Annotated in this window: 7 protein-coding genes and 1 pseudogene; 6 read left to right on the top strand and 2 right to left on the bottom strand. The window is 59.4% G+C overall.

Features of this window, described 5'->3' with window-relative positions; genetic code table 11:
* Positions 1 to 5 precede the first annotated feature (5 nt).
* The 4 genes and pseudogenes from AC3Y64_RS07395 (at position 6) to AC3Y64_RS07380 (ending at position 6,037) form a co-directional block, all read left to right on the top strand.
* Entirely contained in the window at positions 6 to 401 is a 396-nt protein-coding gene (locus AC3Y64_RS07395) for a YbaN family protein (RefSeq protein WP_064119604.1), read from the top strand.
* 424 nt (positions 402 to 825) lie between these two features.
* Complete coding sequence (locus AC3Y64_RS07390; protein WP_489986975.1) at positions 826 to 3,168, top strand: hypothetical protein; 2,343 nt, start codon at positions 826 to 828, stop codon at positions 3,166 to 3,168.
* Between the two features lie 44 nt (positions 3,169 to 3,212).
* Positions 3,213 to 3,410, top strand: a pseudogene (locus tag AC3Y64_RS07385) (DUF6124 family protein); the annotation flags it as partial.
* Positions 3,411 to 3,721: 311 nt separating this feature from the next.
* Positions 3,722 to 6,037 carry a hypothetical protein gene (locus tag AC3Y64_RS07380; RefSeq protein WP_489986974.1) on the top strand — a complete coding sequence of 772 codons (2,316 nt, stop codon included), beginning with the start codon at positions 3,722 to 3,724 and terminating at the stop codon, positions 6,035 to 6,037.
* Between the two features lie 579 nt (positions 6,038 to 6,616).
* On the opposite strand, the gene AC3Y64_RS07375 is transcribed toward AC3Y64_RS07380, so the two are convergent.
* Positions 6,617 to 7,800, bottom strand: a protein-coding gene (locus tag AC3Y64_RS07375) for an IS3 family transposase (RefSeq protein WP_489984471.1) whose coding sequence is annotated in 2 segments (ribosomal slippage) — positions 6,617 to 7,536 and positions 7,536 to 7,800 — 1,185 coding nt in all. Because the reading frame shifts where the segments join, the coding sequence is not laid out codon by codon here.
* Between the two features lie 21 nt (positions 7,801 to 7,821).
* Between AC3Y64_RS07375 and AC3Y64_RS07370 the strand changes: the two genes are divergently transcribed.
* Positions 7,822 to 8,178, top strand: a complete 357-nt coding sequence (locus AC3Y64_RS07370) for a DUF6124 family protein (RefSeq protein WP_489987932.1) — start codon at positions 7,822 to 7,824, stop codon at positions 8,176 to 8,178.
* Positions 8,179 to 8,386: 208 nt separating this feature from the next.
* On the opposite strand, the gene AC3Y64_RS07365 is transcribed toward AC3Y64_RS07370, so the two are convergent.
* Positions 8,387 to 16,273, bottom strand: coding sequence for a retention module-containing protein (locus AC3Y64_RS07365; RefSeq protein WP_489986973.1), 7,887 nt, complete (start codon positions 16,271 to 16,273; stop codon positions 8,387 to 8,389).
* A 533-nt stretch (positions 16,274 to 16,806) separates the two neighbouring features.
* Here AC3Y64_RS07365 and AC3Y64_RS07360 point away from each other — a divergent pair.
* Positions 16,807 to 18,165 (top strand): TolC family outer membrane protein, encoded by a 1,359-nt coding sequence (locus AC3Y64_RS07360; protein ID WP_489986972.1) that lies wholly within the window; start codon positions 16,807 to 16,809, stop codon positions 18,163 to 18,165.
* Positions 18,166 to 18,316 lie beyond the last annotated feature (151 nt).

Below are 18,316 nucleotides of genomic sequence, written 5' to 3'. Positions count from 1 at the left end.
GGCCTATGGACAACCCCATAGGCAACCGCCCCCTGATGTTGCGCTACTTCCTGCTGGCCGTCGGCTGGCTCAGCGTGGCATTAGGGGTGATCGGGATTTTCCTGCCCGTCCTGCCCACCACCCCTTTCCTTCTGCTCGCAGCGGCCTGCTTCGCGCGCAGCTCTCCGCGTTTCTATAAATGGCTGGTCGAACATCCCCGGCTCGGGCCGTGGATCCGCGATTATCTCGATGGCAACGGCATTCCGCTCAAGGGCAAGGTCTACGCGATCGGGCTGATGTGGGCGAGCATTCTATTCTCCTGCTATCTGGTGCCATTGCCGTGGGCGCGGGGGTTCATGTTGACCAGTGCGGTGCTGGTGACGGTTTATATTTTGCGGCAGAAGACTTTGCGCAAATCCTGAAACACGCCTGGCGTTGTGGGGGATTGCGCAGTTGATCATGCTCGGGGAACTGGCGGTCAATCCGGCGCTGGATAATCTGGAGTGGGTGGGTGCTGTGAACACTCACTGATCGCTGATCGTTCCCACGCGCAGCAAAGGAACGCCTCAACGGACGCTCCGCGTTCGGCTCTGGAGGGGGCGCGGAGCGTCCCGGGCTGCATTCCCACGCAGAGCGTGGGAACGATCATTCACCGAGCAGAAAAACCCGCCGTACCAAGCAATCGGGACGGCGGGTTTTGTCGTTTCAACACCCACAAATTCACCCCTGCCCGCACATTACCATTCGTCGTAAACCACTCCGCACCTGTCAACTCTGACAGGTGCGCTGTTCGCAAAAACGCGCTCTGATCAAGCCTGCCCTTTCCCCCGCGCAGGAGCGCTTTTCATGTCCAATTCCACCACCGCCGACAACACTGTTCTCGTGCTTTACCCGCCCATGGTCAGTGGCCAGACCTCTCCTGTTATTGGTGCGCAGATCGGTGTGCCGTTGGTGGCGTACGATCTGGTGACGGACGGTTTGGGGGCGCAGGTGATTGTTGATCCGCCGCTCTCCGGCACGGTGGATGTGGGCGATGTGCTTGCGCTCTGGCTGCAGGGCGAGGCGGCGGCGCTGGACATCGAGACCATTCAGGATCGCAACGTCATGCCGCTGCTGCGCATTCCGCGAGGCCGGCTGCACCCGGATCGGGTCAACAATCTGTATTACACCATCGAGCGCAACAGCCAGAACATCGGCACGTCCGAACCGCTGCTGCCCATGCTCTACAACCGTATCCGCCCCGGGTTCAAGGACGAGATGACCGTGCCCGGCGGGCATTCCGAGCTTGTATTGCAGCTGCCCGACGCGATCAAAAACGGCGTTGGCCCCGACTTTGTCAGTGCGCAGGTGTGCGTGTCCTATCCGTACTGCCGGGCGTACGACACCATTACCCTCAGTTGCAACGGCGAAACGCGCAAGGCCAGCGTCCGCGCCGACGAAGCGCCACAGCCGCCCAATCCCGGCTCGGAAACGCCCATCACCGTGTGCTTCACCGTCGACCGCGACTTTCTTGACGAGGCAAAACGTCTGGACGGAAAGCTCAACTTTCGCTTCACCGTCACCGACCAGATCCTCAACGGCCCGGACACCAACGAGCCGTGGTCGCCGATCCAGACCGTGGACGAGGACCTGGCCGGCAAGCGCTTGCCGATGCCGATTTTACTCGAGCGCATGGAAGATTTTCCGGGGGATGACGCGAGCATCATTGATCTGGAAAAACTGGCCGGCAACCCGTTATTGCTGGTGGTGCTGACAACGGATAATCGGTTCCAGGTAGGCGATACAGTCACCGCCACCTACACCGCCAAACGGGCGGGACAGCCCGACATCGTGGTCACTGTGAGCGGCCCGGTGGAGGCCGACCCGTTCGGCGCGAAGAAAACCTGCGTGCTCAACATCGCCAACAATCAGGTGATTGCCGACAGCACCGTCGCCGTGACGTACGAACTGCGCCGACCAAACACTGACCTCGTCGGCACCTCGCAAATAGCCACCGCCCGCGTCACCGGCAGCGCAACCATCACCCTGCAGCCACCGTTTCTGGTGTCGCCAGCAGTGAGCCCGATTGATGTGCTGGCGTATGCCGAGGGCGTAACAGTGCGCATCGAATACCCCGGCGCCCTCGACGGCGATCGCGCGCGGTTGGTAGAGGTGGATGCGCCCGCCGGAACGCCGCAGTTTCCGTTGGTGGCGTTTAACGCCAACAAACGGGTAAACGTGGTGTTGAGCCCGGCGTATCTGGCGGCGCGGCATGGCAAGGCGCTTGAGTTTCGCTGGAATTTGAATCGTGGGGGTGGGCAGGCTGCGAAGTCGCCGCCGCTGGATGTGAGTGTGATGGAGATTGCTGACGAAGATATACGACTGCCTCGGCCTGCTATCGTGCAAGCAACAGATCCTGAGGGTGATGAAACGCTCGATCTCTCGACTTTTGACGGAAGTGCCACATTGACTATTGCACCGTGGAAAGTAATCGCCGTAGACCAGAAAGTCTGGCTAAGAATTATCGGAACCCAACAGAATGACTCCGAGCATTCAATTCCACTACTGGCAGACAAAGAAATAATCGATAAAGAGACATCCCAAGGATTAAACATAGCCGTTTTGCGCAGCGAATTGGAAAAGCTCAAATATGGATCATCATTTCGAACAGAGCTATTAGTCAGATTTGATGGCGTAGACAACAAAAGCGGAGCCACGCGTTTTCCAGACTACTCTTGCGTATTACTAAACGATGCCTGGACAGACTCGCTCACAGACTTCAGTAACGGCACATCGAACGGATGGACAATAGGGCCTGCCGGCCGTTATGGGTACATCAGAGGTGGAGTTTTTGAGAACCCAACAGCAACAGGAGCGTCCGGTTTTGCGGGCGTACTATTCAGTCAAAGTTTTAGTTTTACAGCTGGTCGAACTTACTCATTCAGCATAAACCTGCGAAACTTCAGCCCGGACGCAGCAAATATGGCACCGATATTTTCGGTAGATCTCAGTTCTGGCCAGACAATTATGCCAACTTACACTGTTCCGAGAACAGGACAATGGATTCAGCGAAGCGCCGATTTTTCTGTCAACAAAACGGGCGCTCAACTGATATCAATTAGAAGCCATCAGGATCGGGGCAGTGGTGGGGGTTCCGATGGAGGCAATGACTATCAAATTGACAACATTTCAGTAAGACGAATCACCTAAAAATACAAAAGGGATGTTTGAACACTCGCGATCGGAATGCAAAACGAAACGAAGACCTGCTGGCCGATGCCAGTGCAACCCTCGCCTCGGCCAAGGCCATCGCCCAGGACTTCGCCAATATGGCGCCCGCGCCCCAGCGCCGGGCGTTGTTGGGGATTGCGCAGTTGATCATGCTCGGGGAACTGGCGGTGAATCGGGCGCTGGATAATCTGGAGTTGGTGGGGGCTGTGAACACTCACTGATCGCTGATCGTTCCCACGCGCAGCAAAGGAATGCCTCAACGGACGCTCCGCGTTCGGCCCTGGAGGGGACGCGGAGCGTCCCGGGCTGCATTCCCACGCGGAGCGTGGGAACGATCACCGGGCAGAAAAACCCGCCGCCCCAAGCAACCGGGACGGCGGGTTTTGTCGTTTAACCACCCACAAATTCACCCCTGCCCGCACATTACCATTCGTCGAAAACCACCCCGCACCTGTCAACTCTGACAGGTGCGCTGTTCGCAAAAACGCGCTCTGATCAAGCCTGCCCTTTCCCCCGCGCAGGAGCGCTTTTCATGTCCAACTCCACCACCGCCGACAACACTGTTCTCGTGCTTTACCCGCCCATGGTCAATGGCCAGACCTCTCCTGTCATTGGTGCGCAGATCGGTGTGCCGTTGGTGGCGTACGATCTGGTGACGGACGGTTTAGGGGCGCAGGTGATTGTTGATCCGCCGCTCTCCGGCACGGTGGATGTGGGCGATGTGCTTGCGCTCTGGCTGCAGGGCGAGGCGGCGGCGCTGGACATCGAGACCATTCAGGATCGCAACGTCATGCCGCTGTTGCGCATTCCGCGAGGCCGGCTACACCCGGACCGGGTCAACAATCTGTTTTACACCATCGAGCGCAACAGCCAGAACATCGGCACGTCCGAACCGCTGCTGCCCATGCTCTACAACCGTATCCGCCCCGGTTTCAAGGACGAGATGACCGTGCCCGGCGGGCATTCCGAGCTTGTATTGCAGCTGCCCGACGCGATCAAAAACGGCGTTGGCCCCGACTTTGTCAGTGCGCAGGTCTGCGTGTCCTATCCGTTCTGCCGCGCGTACGACACCATTACCCTCAGTTGTAACGGCGAAACGCGCAAGGCCAGCGTCCGCGCCGACGAAGCGCCACAGCCGCCCAATCCCGGCTCGGAAACGCCCATCACCGTGTGCTTCACCATTGATCGCGACTTTCTCGACGAGGCAAAACGCCTGGACGGGAAGCTCAACTTTCGCTTCACCGTCACCGACCAGATCCTCAACGGCCCGGACACCAACGAGCCATGGTCGCCGATCCAGACCGTGGACGAGGACCTGGCCGGCAAGCGCTTGCCGATGCCGATTTTGCTCGAGCGCATGGAAGATTTTCCGGGGGATGACGCGAGCATCATTGATCTGGAAAAACTGGCCGGCAACCCGTTATTGCTGGTGGTGCTGACAACAGACAACCGGTTCCAGGTAGGCGATACGGTCACCGCCACCTACACCGCCAAACGGGCGGGACAGCCCGACATCGTGGTCATGGTGAGCGGCCCGGTAGAGGCCGACCCGTTCGGCGCGAAGAAAACCTGCGTGCTCAACATCGCCAACCATCAGGTGATTGCCGACAGCACCGTCGCCGTGACGTACGAACTGCGCCGACCAAACACAGACCTCGTCGGCACCTCGCAAATAGCCACCGCCCGCGTCACCGGCAGCGCAACCATCACCCTGCAACCACCGTTTCTGGTATCGCCGGCAGTCAGCCCGATTGATGTGCTGCATTACGCCGAAGGCGTGACGCTGCGCATCGAATACCCCGGCGCCCTCGATGGTGATCGGGCGCGGTTGGTAGAGGTGGATGCCCCCGCCGGAACGCCGCAGTTTCCGTTGGTGGCATTTAACGCCAACAAACGGGTAAACGTGGTGTTGAGCCCAGCGTATCTGGCGGCGCGGCATGGCAAGGCGCTTGAGTTTCGCTGGAATCTGAATCGTGGGGGTGGGCAGGCGGGCAAGTCGTCGCCGCTGAAAGTGAGCGTTGCGAAAATCGTGGATGGGGATGTGCGGTTGCCGGTGCCGAATATTAATGGGGAGCTTGGAGCGGAGTTGGATATTGATAAATTGCCGGAGAATGCGAGCATTCGGATTGCTCGGTGGATGTTTCAGGAGAAAGGAACTCCGATTTTTTTGACTTTGACCGGCATAGACAAAAATGGAACGCCTGTAGAAGAAAAAGTCTTGAACGGCGCTCCCCTTGATTCTGCAGATGGTTTAATCGCTCCAGCTCCGCTGTCGTGGTTGCGCAGACTTAAAGATGGCAGTGAAGTTAATGTACAGGTAGCGATCAAGTCAGGAACAGCAACTCCCTCTTTGGGCGAAGTGAATTTTCCGCAAAGAAAATATGTTATTCAAAACATTCCGGAAACACACATCGAGACCTTTGATTCACACCCGGACACAAAGATCACTCAAGGACAAACAATCGAATTATTTGCTATGAACATTCACTCCATCTACTTACGCCACGGCTTTATAACAATAGAGCCTGTCGCACCACCAGCTTTTTTCCCTGGTTCTATTGAAGGAAAGTGTTTAAACGTGCACGAAGATAGCCGAACTATACTCGAACTAAAATGGAGCTGCTCAGAAATATCATTTAGATTTTATGGCAAATACTTAACCGTCATCTATTACAACTCCTCAAACACAGCATTAAAAACCGACAACATCATCAAACAAGGATTGCAGCACCACGCACTTTTAGAGTTCTCTGCGCCCGATATCAGACGAATAGAACTCTATTCAACATCGGTAAATAATGCGCGCATTGACAACTTCACCAGCAAACGTTCAAAAATAAAAAACTGAATGATCTATTCTCGCCACCCGCTAGATCGAGTGGCGATTATTCACTGCTGCCATTAAAAAAATAGCTACAGACCATATTTTTAACGAAATAAATGCTAAACATTTCGCCTGATAAAACTTCTAACCTCCGGCAAGGATTAACGGAGATCGGTGTAAGCGCCGTCGAAGGCTGCGAACCTTTGATTTAACCGCGTTTAGCTGAAACCTGCAGACACGCACGCAGCCTACTCATCCTTGCGCCTTTGCCTACAGCTAAGCCAGAATCCGCCGGCTTGTGCGTCTTGGGGACGGGTTTTATTGTGGGTCAGTCGCTGAATTCAGTGATCGGGTTTAGCAGCTCGGTAATTCTCAAGGCACGCTGGCTCCGCCTCTGCGTTATGGCGGCTATGCGTGGGGCACTTCGGTGCGCCGGGATCCTTGAGCCTGGTCTGCTAACCCGCGTAAAGCCGCCACCTTCTTCGTTTAGCAGCGATGGTTGACGGCTCCATTTCTCAAGGAGCTTTACCCATGATCAAACCAACACCCAACCCACCCGAAACCGACCCCACCTCCCCTTACCAATCCCTCGATTTGCAGTGGTCAACTAATTCCGGACACCTCGATAGGTGGTTTTGACGCCATCGCCCGCTCATAGACGGTCGGTGGCAGATATCCCAGTTTCGAGTGAAGCCGTTCGTTGTTGTAATACCCAACGATGTACTCGGTGATGTCGCGGATCGCTTCGGTATGATTGGCATAGTCACGTCGCCATACCCGCTCCATTTTCAAGCTCAGGAAGAAGCGTTCCATCACCGCATTGTCCCAGCAATTACCTTTACGGCTCATGCTCTGCTGCATGTCGTTTCTTGCCAGTAAATCTCTGTAAGTTGCACTCGCGTATTGGCTGCCACGATCCGAGTGGGCAATCAGGCCTGGCGGCGGTTGGCGCTGTGCGATGGCCAGTTGCATCGCAGTGCACACCAGCTCTGCCGGCATGTTCGGAGCCATCGACCAGCCCACGATCTTGCGTGAAAACAAGTCCAACACCACGGCCAGATACAGCCAGCCACTGCGGGTGCGGATGTAGGTGATGTCTGCCACCCAAGCCTTGTTTGGCGCCGCCGGATCAAATTTTCGGCTCAGTACATTTTCGGCAATCGGCAGATCATGATTGCTATCGGTCGTGTGCACAAACTTGCGCTTCCAAGCCGAACGTAGCCCATTGGCACGCATCAAACGGCGGATTTTATACAGTCCAACAGACAGGCCTTTGCCGCGCAAAGCGTCGCGCAAGGGCCGGCTGCCGTAGCAGCCACCACTCTCGGCAAAAGACGCCTTGAGTTGCACAACGACAGGACAACTCTGCCGGACGGGCGCATCAGCACGCTTTTGCGACTCATAGAAGCCCGAGCGACTGATGCTCAGTAACCGACAGACATGTGTCACTGAATAGGCCTTCTGTTGCAGCTGCCGAACCAGTCGATACCTTACTTCAGCTCGCGGGCAAAGAAGGCCGTAGCCTTTTTTAAGATGTCGTTATCCATCTTGAGCTGGCGATTTTCCTGTTCCAATTGCCGGATGCGCTGTTGCTCTGCCGTCAATGGCTTGCCGATTCCGGCCTGCCCCAGTTGCTCTGCCTCGTACTGTTGAACCCAGCGTCGAACGGCTGTCTCACCAATGTTCAGATCTTGGCAAACCTGCATAACGGTTAGCCCCTGATCCTTGATCATCTTCACGACTTGCAGCTTGAAGCTGTCGTCGAATGCTCTGCGTTTTTTGGTCATGAATAACTCCTCGATAGATGTATTTTCCACCTATCGGGGTGTCCGGGGAAATTAGACCACTGCAATTCCAACAAACTCCACGAAGCCGCCGACCGCGCCCTCGATCATTACCTCTGCCCACCCGGCTCGCCGCCGCCGCCACGCAAAACCCGCTCGATGTACGCCGTCACCGCCGACAGCAAAAACGAAGACCTATTGGCCGATGCCAGCGCAACCCTCGCCTCGGCCAAAACCATCGCCCAGGATTTCGCCAACACGGCGCCCGCGCCGCAACGTCGGGCGTTGTTGGGGATTGCGCAGTTGATCATGCTCGGGGAATTGGCGGTGAATCGGGCGCTGGATAATCTGGAGTTGGTGGGTGCTGTGAACACTCACTGATTGATGCGGTGCCTGTTCTGGCCCCATCGCTGGCAAGCCAGCTCCCACAGATTCTGCGGTGGAACGGGGATTTTTGAACGGCAAAAATCCTTGTGGGAGCTGGCTTGACAGCGAAGGCTGACTGGCTGACGACACACATTCACCGGGCAGAAAAAACCCGCCGTCCCAAGCAATCGGGACGGCGGGTTTTGTCGTTTCAGCCCTCAGTTCAAACCGTGTCCACCTTCAACGAATGATCATTCAACATGCCGCTGATGATCGTCGCTGTGTCGTGGCCGCTGGCAATCATCCCGTCGGCGCCCGGCGTGACGCCGTAGTGGCTGGCGAGGTTGACGCCGGCCAGGTCGATGGTCTGGTTGGGCGTAGCGCCGGCCATGGCGCTGACGTCGATGCTGGTCATCACCGAGGCACCGCTGCCGCTAACGGTGAAGTGCAGATAATCGTCCAGCGACGCCGTGGTGCCGTTTTCACCTTGCAGCAGTTGCGACAGGTCGAGCTTGTCGGTGCCGGGGGTGAAGTCGGTGATGGTGTCGTGGCCGCTGTTGCCCTTGAGCCACTGGAAGGTGTCGGCCCCTGCTCCGCCGGTCATGGTGTTGTTGCCCATGCCGCCGATCAGCAAGTCATCGCCGCCCCCGCCGTTGAGGATGTCGTTGCCCAAACCGCCGTTGATCACGTTGTTATTGTTGTCGCCAGTCAACGTGTCGTTGAAGTTCGAGCCGATGAGGTTTTCGATGCCGGTCAGGGTGTCAGTGCCCGCGCCGAGGGTGTTTTGAGCACCGAGCACACCGAGGCTGACCGTGACGCCGGCGGTGGCGTGGGCGTAGCTGGCGGTGTCGATGCCGGTGCCGCCGTCGAGCAGGTCGTTGCCGGGGCCGCTGTAGAGCAAGTCATTGCCGGCGCCGCCGTGCAGTTCGTTGTTGCCTGAGCCTGCGGTGAGCACGTCGTTGCCGTCGCCGGCGTTGATGATGTTGTCGCCGGTGCCCGCCACCAGGATGTCATCCCCCGAGGTGCCGGTGAGGAGGTGGCCGTCCTGATAGCTGATGGTTACCGCCGCCGAATCGCTGCCGCCATGGTTGTCGTTGGCGGTGTAGGTGCCGTGGTAATCCGGGGTGACGTCGTGGGCCCCGGCGTAGTTGAGGCTCATGGTCAGTTGATAGTTTTCCGCCGCGTTGGCGTTGCCGCCCGTGGTGTTGGTGATGTTGGTGATGTGGATCTGATAGACGCCATCGGCCGACGCCGTGAGGGTTTGCCCATCCGCCAGGGTTGTGTAGGCGCCACCGTTGATCGAGTACTCCATGGTGACGTGACCGGCCGCCAGGTTGTGATCGAGGTTAAGGGTTTCGCCCTGGCGCAGGTTGACGGTGATGCGGTCTTCATCGTTGGCGTTGCTGTTGGTCACTGCGCCGAGATAACCACTGACCACCAGCACGGCGGTCATGGTCGCGGCGTTAGCGCTGAACGCATTGCGTACGTTGGCCAGGTTCTGGTTGGCGGCGGTGTTGACGTTGGTGCCGGTGAAGTTGATCGCGCCGGTGCCGGTGAAGTCGGCGGATTTCGAAATCCATCCGGTGTTGAAGCTGGTCGGCGTGGCGCTGAGGGTGTCGCCATTCGGATCGGTGTCGTTGGCCAGCAACAACTCGCCCGGCACGACGATATTGCCCGACAGCACGTTGGTGATGACGTGGTCGTCCGCCGCCACCGGTGGCGCGTTGGGGATCACTTTCACGGTCAGGGTGGAGCTGGCGAGGTCGCCATCGTTGTCGCTGACGGTGAAGCCGATGTTCTCGGTGATCACCACGGCGGTGGTTTTCTGCGAGGTGTAGGTGTAGTCGCCCGTGTCGAGATTGATCAGCAGTGTGCCGCCGTTATTGGTGGCAATGCTCAACGTGTTGTTCACGGTGTTGAAGGTGCCGTGATTGGTGGCGCCGCTTGGCGTCAGCGAACCCTGGCCGCCGAGGGCTTTCGGATCGTAGGTGTAGGTGGTGCCGTCAATCACGATGGATTTGATAAACCCGCCATCGGCGCCGAAGGTGCCGCCCTCGCCCAGCAACGAACCGGTGACCGGCGCGCCGATCACGGTGCCGGACAGCACCGAGTTGAGCTGGTTGAGATCGGTGACCACCACCGCGTTGGTGTTGGTGTGGCTGATGCCGTCGTAGGCCAACGGGTCGAGGTTGGCGTTGCTCACGCCGCTGCCCAGGCCGATCGCGTAGTTCTTGATGTTGTTGGCATCGAGGAAGGCTTTCAGCGCGGCTTCGTCGGCGGTGCCGATATCACCTTCGTTGGGTTTGCCGTCCGAGAAGAAGTAGCCGACGTTCTGCGCCCCGGTGAGTTTGCCCGAGGTGTTGAACGCGGTTTGCATGGTTGCCACAGCAGCGTCGTAGTTGGTGCCGCCGCCGGCACTGAGACCGGCCAGGAGTGTTTTGGCTGTGGCGATATCCACCCACACCGTGGTGCGGTCGGCGGCGTTGCTGCTGAACGTGACGAGCTGCACTTTCACATCGCCAAGGTCATCGTATTTGTCGAGCAACGCGCTGATTGCCTGCTTGGCCAGCGCCAGCCGTGACAGGCCGGGCACACCGGAGGCGTCGGCCATACTGCCGGAAATATCGAGAACGATGAGGATGTTCGAGTCGATCTCTACCGCCGCCACCGAGCGATCCGACGCCACCGCTTTCGGCACGTCATCGACGATGTTGACGACGAGGGTGCTGGTGGTGCTGTTGCCCAATGCATCGGTGGCTTTGTAGGTGAAACTTTCGCTCAGGGTGTTCGCCCCGTCGTTGGCGTTCGGCGAGGTTTTCGGTGCCGAGGTCAGCGTGTAGGTGTAAGTGCCGTCGGCGTTGAGCTGAATCTGCCCGTAGCTGCCGGTGGCGCTGCCGACCAGGGTGTAAGTCAGCGCACCGCTGCCGCCGCTGACCGCGCCGACCAATGTGCCGGTGGCGGTTTCGCCAGTGTTGGTGGGATCGCTGCCGGTGACCGTGCCGGGGGCGAGATCGGCGCCGTCCTTGCTCAGGTCGAGGGCTTTCTCGAAGACCGTCACGTCCTGATCGACCGAGGCGACGAGTTTGCTGTCGGCGACGTTGATGGTGATGGTCGTGGTGCTTTCATCGCCATCGCTGTCGCGGATGGTGTAGGTGAAGGTGTCGGTGGCGCCCGGTGGGCTCACCGAGTTCGGGTTGCTGTGATACACGGCGTTGCCGGCGGCATCGAGGGTCAGGTAGCCGAAGTTGCCGTTGATGTTGCTGTTGAGGCCGCCGACGGCCGACGTCCCGGTGTTGCTGCCAGCGCGCACGCCGACCACTGTCGCGGCGCCATCGGCACCGCTGACGTCATTGCCGAGCACGCTGACATTGACCGTGCCGCCCTCCGCCACCGCGCCGGTGTCAGGTTTGGCGGTCGGCAGATCATCAATGATGTTGACGTTGATCTGGCCGCTGGCGGTGCTGCCATCGCTGTCCGTGGCCACCACGTTGAAATTCTCGGTGAGGCTGTTGGCGCCGTTGGCGGTCGGGTGGGTTTCGTTATCGACCAAGGTGTAGCTGTAGCTGACGACACCGGTCGCCGGGTTGTAACCGGTGATGGTGAAGGTGCTGCCCAGCGGCGAAACCACCGACTGCGGGAAGCCTGCAGCCACGCCATTGCTGACCACGGCGATGCCACCGACGGTGAGGGTTTGCAAACCGTCAAGTGCGGTGACGGTGAAGGTGCCGTTCTGGGTCAGCGCCGGCGTGTCGGGGCTGGTGCCATCGCTGAGATTTTTCTCGTAGACGGTGAGTTCGCCACCGTTGACGTCGAGGCCGTTGAGCACCACCGGATCGTCGTTGTTGTGGATGTTCAGCACCAGGTTGGCGGTGCTGGTGTCGCCGTCGGCATCGGTCAGCGTATAGGTGAACGTCTCAGTGCCGTTGCCGCCGCCGTGCAGGTTTTTGAAGTCGGCATCGTTGCTGTTCAGGGTGTAGGTGTACGTGCCGTTGGCGTTGAGCACCAAGGTGCCGTAAGTACCGGTGAAGGTGCCCGCAGTGATCGGCCCGGCATTCGGCCCGGTCGCCACCACGTCGGCACCTTGCACGTCGTTGGTCAGCACGTTGCCAGTCAGGGTCAGTTGGCTTTCCGAAGCGTTGTTGGCGTTGCTGTCGTTCACCGCTCTCGGCACGTCATCGACGATTTTCACGACGATGGTGCTGGTGACGATGTTGCCCAGCGAATCGGTGGCCTGATAGGTGAAGGTTTCGCTCAGGGTGTTGGCGCCGTCGTCGGCATGCGGCGTGGTGCTCGCCGGCGAAGTCAGCGTGTAGGTGTAAGTGCCGTTGGGGTTGAGGACGATCTGCCCGTAGTTGCCGGTGGCGCTGCCGACCAGTGCATAGCTGATCGCGCCGACTGCCCCGGTGACCGAGCCGACCAACGTGCCGGACGCGGTTTCGCCAGTGCTGGTCGGATCGCTGCCGGTAACCGTGCCGGCGGCGATATCGGCGCCGTCCTTGGTCAGGTCGAGGGCTTTCTCGAACACGGTGACGTCGGTGTCGCTGGTGGCTTTCAGGCAGCTGTTGGCGACATCGATGGTGATGGTGGTGGTGCTTTCATCGCCATCGGCATCGCGCACGGTGTAGGTGAACACATCCACTGCGCCCGGGCCGTTCACGACGTTGGGATTGCTGTGGTAAACCGCGTTGCCGTTGGCGTCGAGGGTCAGGTAACCGTAGGTCCCGTCAATGTTGCTGTTGAGACCGCCAATGGCCGAGGTCGACGTGTCGGAGCCAGCGCGCACGCCGACCACTGCGCCAGTCACGGCTGGGCCATCCGCGCCGCCGATGTCGTTGTCCAGCACGTTACCGCTGACGGTGTCGCCCTCCCTCACTGATGCCGCGTCAGGGTGAGCGCTTGGCAAGTCATCGACGATGTTGACGTTGATCTGACCGCTGGCCGTGCTGCCATCGGTGTCGGTCGCCACCACGTTGAAGTTTTCGGTGATGCTGTTGGCGCCGTTGGCGTTGGGATGGGTTTCGTTATCGACCAGGGTGTAGCTGTAGCTGACGACGCCGGTGGTCTCGTTGTAACCGGTGATGGTCAAGGTGCTGCCGAGCGGCGTGACGATCGATTGCGGGAAACCTGCGGCCACACCACCGGTCACCACGGCGATGCCGCCTACGGTGAGGTTTTGCAGACCGTCCAGGGCCGTCACGGTGAAGGTGCCGCTCTGGGTCAGCGCCGGGGTATCAGGGCTGGTGCCGAAGCTGAGGTTTTTCTCATAAACGGTGAGTTCGCCGCCCTTCACGTCGAGGCCGTTGAGGTAGACCTGATCGTCGTTGTTGTGGATGTTCAACACCAGATTCGCGGTGCTGATATCGCCGTCCGCATCGGTGAGGGTGTAGGTGAAGGTCTCGGTGCCGTTGCCGCCGCCGTGGAGGTTTTTGAAGTCGGCGTCGTTGGTGTTCAGCGTGTAGGTATAGGTGCCGTTGGCGTTGAGTACCAAGGTGCCGTAGGTGCCGGTGAAGGTGCCGGCGGTGACGGGCCCGCTGACTACGCGGTCGGCGCCTTGCACATCGTTGGTCAGGACGTTGCCGGTCAATGTGAGTTGGCTTTCCGACGCGGTGGTTGTGTTGCTGTCATCGACGGCTTTTGGCAGGTCATCGACGATGTTCACATCCAGCGTGGCGTTGGCCGTGGTGCCGTTGTCATCCACCACTGTGACGGCGAACTGTTCAGGCAGATTGTTCGCGCCGTTGGCGCTCGGATGCGCTTCGTTGTCGACCAGGGTGTAGCTGTAGCTGACCACGCCAGTGGTAGCGTTGAAACCGGTGATGGTCAGCGTACTGCCCAGCGGCGTGGTTACGGATTGCGGGAAGCCTGCGGCGACACCGTTGGTGACCACAGCAATACCGCCGACGGTCAGCGTGGTGACGCCGTCGAGTGCGGTGATGGTGAAGGTGCCGTTTTGGGTCAGCGCGGTGGAGTCCGGAGCGCTGCCGTCGCTGAGGTTTTTCTCGTAGACCGTCAGTTCACCACCGTTGACGTCGAGGCCGCTGATCACCACCGGATCGTCGTTGTTGTGGATGTTCAGCACCAGATTCGCGGTGCTGGTGTCGCCGTCCGAGTCGGTGATGGTGTAGGTGAAATTCTCGGTGCCGTTGCCGCCACCGTGGAGATTTTTGAAGTCGGTGTCGTTGGTGTTCAACGTGTAGGTGTAGGTGCCGTTGGCGTTGAGTACCAAGGTGCCGTAGGTGCCGGTGAAGGTGCCGGCGGTCACAGGTCCGGTTGGCACTCGGTCAGCGCCTTGGACGTCGTTGGTCAGGACGTTGCCGGTCAATGTGAGTTGGCTTTCCGACGCGGTGGTTGTGTTGCTGTCATCGACGGCTTTTGGCAGGTCATCGACGATGTTCACATCGAGGGTGGCGTTGGCCGTGGTGCCGTTGTCATCCACCACGGTGACGGCGAACTGCTCAGGCAGATTGTTCGCGCCGTTGGCGCTCGGATGCGCTTCGTTGTCGACCAGGGTGTAGCTGTAGCTGACCACGCCAGTGGTGGCGTTGAAACCGGTGATGGTCAGCGTGCTGCCCAGCGGCGTGGTGACGGATTGCGGGAAACCTGCGGCGACACCGTTGGTGACCACAGCAATGCCGCCGACGGTCAGCGTGGTGACGCCGTCGAGTGCGGTGATGGTGAAGGTGCCGTTTTGGGTCAGCGCGGTGGAGTCCGGTGCGCTGCCGTCGCTGAGGTTTTTCTCGTAGACCGTCAGCTCGCCGCCCTCGACATTCAAGCCGTTGATGATCACCGGGTCGTCGTTGTTGTGAATCTGCAAAATCAGATTCGCGGTGCTGGTATCGCCATCGGCATCAGTGAGGGTGTAGGTGAAGGTCTCGGTGCCGTTGCCACCGCCATGCAGATTTTTGAAGTCGATGTCGTTGGTGTTCAGCGTGTAGGTGTAGGTGCCGTTGGCATTCAGCACCAGCGTGCCGTAAGTACCGCTGAACGTGCCGGGCGTAATCGGCCCGGCATTCGGGCCGGTGGGCACACGGTCGGCGCCTTGCACATCGTTGGTCAGGACGTTGCCGGTCAGCGTCAGCAACGTCTCGGAAGCCGTGCCATTGTTGTCGTCGATTGCTCGAGGCACGTCGTCGGTGATGTTGACGTCAAGCGTGCCGGTGGCGGTGTCGCCATTGTTGTCGCCGGCAATCACGGTGAACTGTTCGCTGAGGCTGTTGGCGCCATCGCCGGCAGCGTGGGTCTCATTGCCGGTAAGGGTGTAGCTGTAGCTGACCGCGCCCGTCGCCGGGTTGTAGCCGGTGATGGTCAGGGTGTTGCCCAGTTGCGTGGTGATCGATTGTGGAAAACCGACCGGCACGCCGCCGGCAATGACGTTGATGCCGCCAATGCTCAGGCTGCTCAGGCCATCCGGTGCGGACACCGTGAACGTCCCGCTCTGGGTCAGCGCACCGGGGTTGGCCGCCGAACCGGCAGGCAGATTGGCTTCGTTGAGGTTCAGTTCACCGCCGGGCACGGCAAGGCCGTCGATGATTACCGGATTGTTGACCACCAGTGGCGGTGGCGGCGTAATCGGCGCGACGGTGTCATCGCCGTTGTCGACCACGGCATCAAAGCGATAGTCAGGAAATTCCGGGATGCCGCCGAACCCCGCCGTCGGGAAACCGATGATCGGATCGACTCGCCCGCCGACTTCGGTCAGCAACACAAAACTGTGCCCGCCACCCAGTTCACCCGGCGAGCCGCCCGGTGCATTCGGACCGGCGGCAGTGGCTTCGGCGGTTTTGCTCGGGTCGTCACCAGCGGCAATGGCTTTCTGGATTTGCTCGACATCGGTCAGTTGCGCTTCGCTCGGGGTCACGGCCTCCGGCGCGTTGACGTGGGCGGCCTGATCGGCGAGCAATTGCCCGGTCATGGTCAGGCTGCTGTCGCGGCCGAGAGTCAGGGCCTGGCCATTCTGCAAATGCACGGCAACGGCGCCTGCCGCGCCGGTGATCAGTTGATCGCCGGCATACAGGCGATCCCCCTCAACCAGTGCGCGTTTGCTGCCGTCGGCTGCCTGCGCGAAGACCTGACCAATGACTTTTGTGACGGTACCGATGAGCGTTGCCATGTGAAATCCTCCGCTGCCGACCACCGTCAGCACTGGTTCGCGAAGCAGCCCATGGCTCAATCGGGTTGTCGGAGGCGACGCTCGCACCTTCGACAGTTCGTTTTGCAGGGGTCATTTGAAGAGAAATCCCAGTGCCATCAAGCACTTGCAACCTCTGACTCAAACTGCCCGCCCACTAACGCTACGTAACGGTGGTGAATCACCCGAGTGACAAAAATCTGTCGCTCTTTTGCCGCTACGCGTCCCTCCCCTTCAGCAGTACTTCGCCGTATGTCGCAAAGTGAATGGAACTTTCCTCAAGCCTTCTTGAGCTCCCTAAAGCGCATAAAACAAAGGCTTTCGTGCTGAACAATGTGCCGGATTTTACAAAGCGCATAAGTTTTTTTCGGAATAAGCCTTATGAAAAATTTTTCTTAGCTACGCTCTAGGATGTTCTTAGCTCTGTTGTTACAAGAGTGAAACGCTTACACCTATAAATATCGTCAAATATTTGGCGACAGTAACACACCATCAGGACTTAGGGAGATGCACCCATGCGCGTTTTAACCCCCCTCTGCAGCGCGGTTTTGCTGGCCATGGCTTGCACTTCTCAAGCCCAGGCCATGAACCTCACCGAGGCTATTCAAAGCACCATCGCTACTCACCCGGAACTGGCTTCGCGCGTGGACGCCCGCCTGTCGGCTGATGAACAAATCAAAGTCGCCAAGGGCGGCTTCTATCCGTCCGTCGATTTGAACGCCGCTTACGGTCGCGGCTACAGCGACAACACCAATACCCGGGCCTTCGGCAACCACGACACGCGCATTCTCAACTACACCCAGTCGGAGCTGCGCCTGCGGCAGATGCTGTTCGACGGTTTCAACACCGCCAACGAGGTCGAGCGCACCAAAGGCGTGTCGAATTCGCGCGCGTACTACGCGCAAGGCACCGCCCAGGATCTGGCCCTGCGCACAATCGAGGTCTACCTCGAAGTGCTCAAGCGCCGCGAACTGGTGACGCTGGCCCGCAATAACTTGCAGGCGCATTTGCGCGTCAACGATCAGATCGGCCTGCGCACCGAACGCGGCGTCGGCAGCACGGCTGACTCGGATCAATCGGTCGCGCGTAAAGCGCTGGCGCAGAACAACCTCGACACCGCTGAAGTCGACCTGTCCGACGCCGAAGCCAACTTCTACAGCGTGGTCGGACGCATGCCCGATGAGCTGGAAACCCCGGCCTCGACCCGTGGCGAATTGCCGACCGACTTGCGCGAAGCCCAGCAGAGCATGGTCGACAACAACCCGTACCTGAAATCCGCCCAGGCTGACGTGCAATCGGCCGAGAGCCAGTACGAAGTCGCCAAATCACCGTTCTACCCGCGCTTCGATGCCGAAGCGGCCGTCGGTGCGAACAACAACGTGCAGGGCGACGAAGGCCACGACAACGAATGGCGCGTGGGTGTGGTGATGAACTACAACCTGTTCCGTGGCGGCAGCGACAAGGCCCGACTGGCCGCCAATGCCCATGACATCAATCAGGCGATGGACATCCGCAACAACGCCCTGCGTCAGCTCAACGAGAACATTCGCCTGGCCTGGAACGCCATGCAGAACGCGAAGAAGCAGACCCCGACCGCCCGCGAATACGCCGAAACCACCAAACGCGTACGCGCCGCGTATCAGGATCAGTTCGGCCTCGGCCAACGCACCCTGCTCGACTTGCTCGACAGTGAAAACGAGCTCTACAACGCCAACCGCCGCTACACCGAAATCCGCTACACCGAGGAATATTCGATGTACCGCGTGCTGGCGAACATGGGCCAGTTGCTGAGCAAACAACGGGTGGTGCTGCCGGCCGATGCGATCGCCGCGACCGAAGTCAAAAACGAAGCGCGCTTGCCTGAACTGAAGTAAACGGTGCAGGGGCTGACTTTGCCCTGATCGTTCCCACGCTCTGCGTGGGAATGCAGCCCGTGACGCTCCGCGTCACTGGACGCAGAGCGTCCCTAGAGTCATTCCCACGCAGAGCGTGGGAACGATCATTCACGTGCCTGTTCAACAGAGG

The organism is Pseudomonas sp. 4CAES_32.4, assembly GCF_058136335.1.
Note: the sequence above shows the minus strand (reverse complement) of the source record. Positions and strands in the feature narration are given on the sequence as shown.

What these genes read in the sequence shown, in the direction of transcription:
- AC3Y64_RS07365 (WP_489986973.1), bottom strand. Translation starts at nt 16,273, where the DNA reads ATGGCAACGCTCATCGGTACCGTCACAAAAGTCATTGGTCAGGTCTTC.
- AC3Y64_RS07390 (WP_489986975.1), top strand. Translation starts at nt 826, where the DNA reads ATGTCCAATTCCACCACCGCCGACAACACTGTTCTCGTGCTTTACCCG.
- AC3Y64_RS07380 (WP_489986974.1), top strand. Translation starts at nt 3,722, where the DNA reads ATGTCCAACTCCACCACCGCCGACAACACTGTTCTCGTGCTTTACCCG.
- AC3Y64_RS07360 (WP_489986972.1), top strand. Translation starts at nt 16,807, where the DNA reads ATGCGCGTTTTAACCCCCCTCTGCAGCGCGGTTTTGCTGGCCATGGCT.
- AC3Y64_RS07395 (WP_064119604.1), top strand. Translation starts at nt 6, where the DNA reads ATGGACAACCCCATAGGCAACCGCCCCCTGATGTTGCGCTACTTCCTG.